Source organism: Pseudomonas sp., from assembly GCF_049645325.1.
Lineage (GTDB): Bacteria > Pseudomonadota > Gammaproteobacteria > Pseudomonadales > Pseudomonadaceae > Aquipseudomonas.
This window is the reverse complement of record NZ_JBARTQ010000232.1, coordinates 1-3,092: the sequence shown is the minus strand read 5'-3', so window position 1 is coordinate 3,092 and position 3,092 is coordinate 1. Positions and strand designations below refer to the sequence as shown.

The following is a 3,092-nucleotide window of genomic DNA, read 5'->3' as shown; positions in this document are numbered from 1 at the left end:
TAGCATCACTGCGGTGTGACTGTCACACCGCGGTGCCTGTATCGCAGGCAAGCCAGCTCCCACCCAAGCCAGATGCCCACATTAATCCAGCTTTCTCATTTTATGTGCGTCTTTGCAGAACCCTCCTACATTCCTTCGCGCTCCCGCCCTCGTTCTTAATCTGCCAGACTCCTGCGGCTATCCAGTCACGCTACCGGAGGATCTGATGACGATTCGTGCAGTAGTTTTTGATTTCGGCGGTGTCCTGTTTGACTGGAACCCGCAGCACCTCTACCGCCAGCTGATTGCCGACGAACACGAGCGGCAACACTTTCTCGACACCGTCTGCACCCAGGCCTGGAACACCGAGCAGGACGCCGGCCGCAGCCTGGCTGAAGGCACTCGCCACCTGATCGAGCAGTACCCGCACCACGAACGCCTGATCCAGGCGTATTACGACCGCTGGCACGAGATGCTGCGCGGCTCATTGCCGGACGGTGTGGCCATCCTCGAAGCCTTGCATCACGCCGACATGCCGTTATTCGGGCTGACCAACTGGTCCGCCGAAACCTTCCCCTATGCGCGGGCCAATTACCCGTTCCTGGCGTATTTACGCGACATCGTCGTGTCTGGCGAATGGAAGCTGATCAAGCCTGACCCGGCGATCTATCACGCGAGCCTCGCCCAGGTGCGCGCCCACCTGCCGGACATCCAGGCCCGTGAAGTGGTGTTTATCGACGATGTTGCCGGCAATATCGAGGCGGCTGAAGCGCTCGGTTGGCAAGGTATTCACCACGTGTCGGCCGAGCGCACCGCAGCGCGCCTGCGGGCGTTGGGCGTGGCCTTCTAGCGCGCCCACTTTTCCATGGCGAAATCCACGAAGGCGCGCAGCTTGGGCAGACGGTATCGGTCCTGGCCGTAAAGCAGGTGCATGGGGCGGCAAGGCAATTGATAGGTGGTCAACAAGGCCACCAGCTTGCCGCTCTCCAGGTCCGGTTGCACCAGGGCGTCGGCCAGCATGATGATGCCCATGCCGTTCACGGCCGCCTGGCGCAGGCCTTGCGAGCTGTTGATGGTCAATGAGCCCGACACCGGAACCTCGACCTCGCCGCCCTCGCCGGTCATGCGCCAGAGTTTGTCGGTGTCGCGCCAGTTGTCGGTCGCCGGGTAAGCGAACGCCAGGCAGTCGTGTTGCCGCAGGTCATCGGGTGTCTGCGGCGTGCCTCGTCGCGCCAGGTACTCGGGTGATGCGCAGAGGGTGAGGGTGTAGGCCTGCATGGGCCTGGCGATCAGGCTGAAGGTTTCCAGTTCGCCGAGGCGGATGGCCACGTCGAAGCCGCTGTCGACCAAGTCCATCCGCTCATTGCTCAGCACCACGTACAGGTCGATCAGCGGGTAGCGCTGGGAAAATTCGCTCAAGGCCGGCACGAGGCGTTCGGTGCCGAACACCGGTGGCGCGGTGATCCGCAGGCTGCCCTTGGGGGTTTCGCTGTGGACCTGCTCCGCCAGTCGCTCGGAGTCGGCCACCAACCCCAGCACCTCCAGGCAGCGTTGGTAATACTGTCCGCCAAATTCGGTGAGGCTCTGTTTGCGCGTGGTGCGCTTGAGCAAGCTCACGCCCAGTCGTTGTTCCAGCGCGCGCAGGTGATTGCCGACCATGGTGGTCGACATTGCGCATTCATGGGCGGCGGCGGTCATGCTGCCGGTCTCGACCACCTTTACGTAAACCGACATTGCCTGGAACAGGTCCATTATCAAGCCTTGGTTTAAAGTCATTGCAGGAAAGCGCAGTTTATCCAGCTTGGGTGGCTAACGATACTGCTCCCATCACAACGATGCACTGGAGCCTGCCACCATGACCGCCGCCTGCCTGATGACCACGTATCAACCCTCGGACCTGAGCTTTACCCGTGGCCTGGGCACCCGCCTGTGGGACCAGCAGGGCCGCGAATACCTCGACGCGGTGGCCGGTGTGGCGGTGACCAATGTGGGCCATTCCCACCCGAAACTGGTGGCCGCCATCAGCGAGCAGGCGGGCCTGTTACTGCACACCTCGAACCTCTACACCATCGACTGGCAACAAAGGCTGGCCCAACGGCTGACGCAGCTGTCGGGCCTGGACCGCGCGTTTTTCAATAACTCCGGCGCCGAGGCCAACGAGACGGCGTTGAAACTGGCGCGGCTGCACGGTTGGAAAAAGGGCATTGAAGAACCGTTGGTGGTGGTGATGGAAAACGCCTTTCACGGGCGCACCCTCGGCACCATGGCGGCCAGCGATGGGCCGTCGGTACGCCTGGGTTTCCAACGGTTACCGGGGGATTTTCTCAAAGTGCGCTTTGGTGATTTGGCCGCGCTGGAGGCCCTCACTCAACAGTTCGGCGCGCGCATTGCCGCTGTGTTGCTGGAGCCGATCCAGGGCGAAAGTGGCGTGCTGCCTGCGCCGCCTGGCTATCTGAAAGCCCTGCGCGATCACTGCACACGCCACGGCTGGCTGATGATGCTGGATGAAATCCAGACCGGCATCGGCCGCACCGGCGCCTGGTTCGCCTTTGAGCATGAAGGCATCGTGCCGGACGTGATGACCCTGGCCAAAGGCCTCGGCAACGGCGTGCCCATCGGCGCTTGCCTGGCGCGCGACGCGGTGGCCCGTTTGTTCACGCCGGGCAGCCACGGCAGCACCTTCGGCGGCAACCCGTTGGCCTGCCGTGTGGGTTGCACGGTGCTGGAGATTGTTGAACAACAGGGGCTGCTGCAGAACGCGGCGCAACAAGGTGCGCAGTTGCTGGCGCGGCTGCGCATGGAGTTGGAGGAGCACCCTCAGGTAGTGGCGATTCGCGGGCAGGGCTTGATGATCGGTATCGAACTGGCCCGCCCGTATCGCGACCTGGCCCAGCGTGCAGCCCACGAGCATGGGCTGTTGATCAACGTGACACGCGGCAAGATCATCCGCCTGCTGCCGCCGCTGACGCTGGATGCAAAAGAGGTCGAGATGATTGTGCGGGCCATCACTCGCCTGCTGGATTGAAACCCGATCAAAAAAATGTGGGAGCGGGCTTGCTCGCGAATACGGTGTATCAGCCAATGAATCTATCAGCTGACACACTGCATTCGCG

General features: G+C 62.5%; 3 protein-coding genes. 2 read left to right on the top strand and 1 reads right to left on the bottom strand.

The window, feature by feature from the left end; translation table 11 throughout:
- Window positions 1-205 precede the first annotated feature (205 nt).
- Window positions 206-829 (top strand): HAD family hydrolase, encoded by a 624-nt coding sequence (locus tag WBB95_RS10000; protein ID WP_424487433.1) that lies wholly within the window; start codon window positions 206-208, stop codon window positions 827-829.
- Here the strand turns inward: WBB95_RS10000 and WBB95_RS09995 are convergent.
- The gene (locus tag WBB95_RS09995) at window positions 826-1,731 is read right to left on the bottom strand and encodes a LysR family transcriptional regulator (RefSeq protein ID WP_424487432.1); all 906 of its coding nucleotides are present in this window, start codon (window positions 1,729-1,731) and stop codon (window positions 826-828) included. The two genes, WBB95_RS10000 and WBB95_RS09995, sit on opposite strands and share 4 nt — an antisense overlap.
- 103 nt (window positions 1,732-1,834) lie before the next feature.
- Here WBB95_RS09995 and WBB95_RS09990 point away from each other — a divergent pair, with 103 nt between their 5' ends.
- Complete coding sequence (locus tag WBB95_RS09990) at window positions 1,835-3,004, top strand: aspartate aminotransferase family protein (RefSeq protein ID WP_424487431.1); 1,170 nt, start codon at window positions 1,835-1,837, stop codon at window positions 3,002-3,004.
- Window positions 3,005-3,092: the final 88 nt, after the last annotated feature.

Excerpts from the sequence above, each read along its gene's own strand:
- WBB95_RS10000 (WP_424487433.1), top strand. The coding sequence starts at position 206 with ATGACGATTCGTGCAGTAGTTTTTGATTTCGGCGGTGTCCTGTTTGAC.
- WBB95_RS09995 (WP_424487432.1), bottom strand. The coding sequence starts at position 1,731 with ATGGACCTGTTCCAGGCAATGTCGGTTTACGTAAAGGTGGTCGAGACC.
- WBB95_RS09990 (WP_424487431.1), top strand. The coding sequence starts at position 1,835 with ATGACCGCCGCCTGCCTGATGACCACGTATCAACCCTCGGACCTGAGC.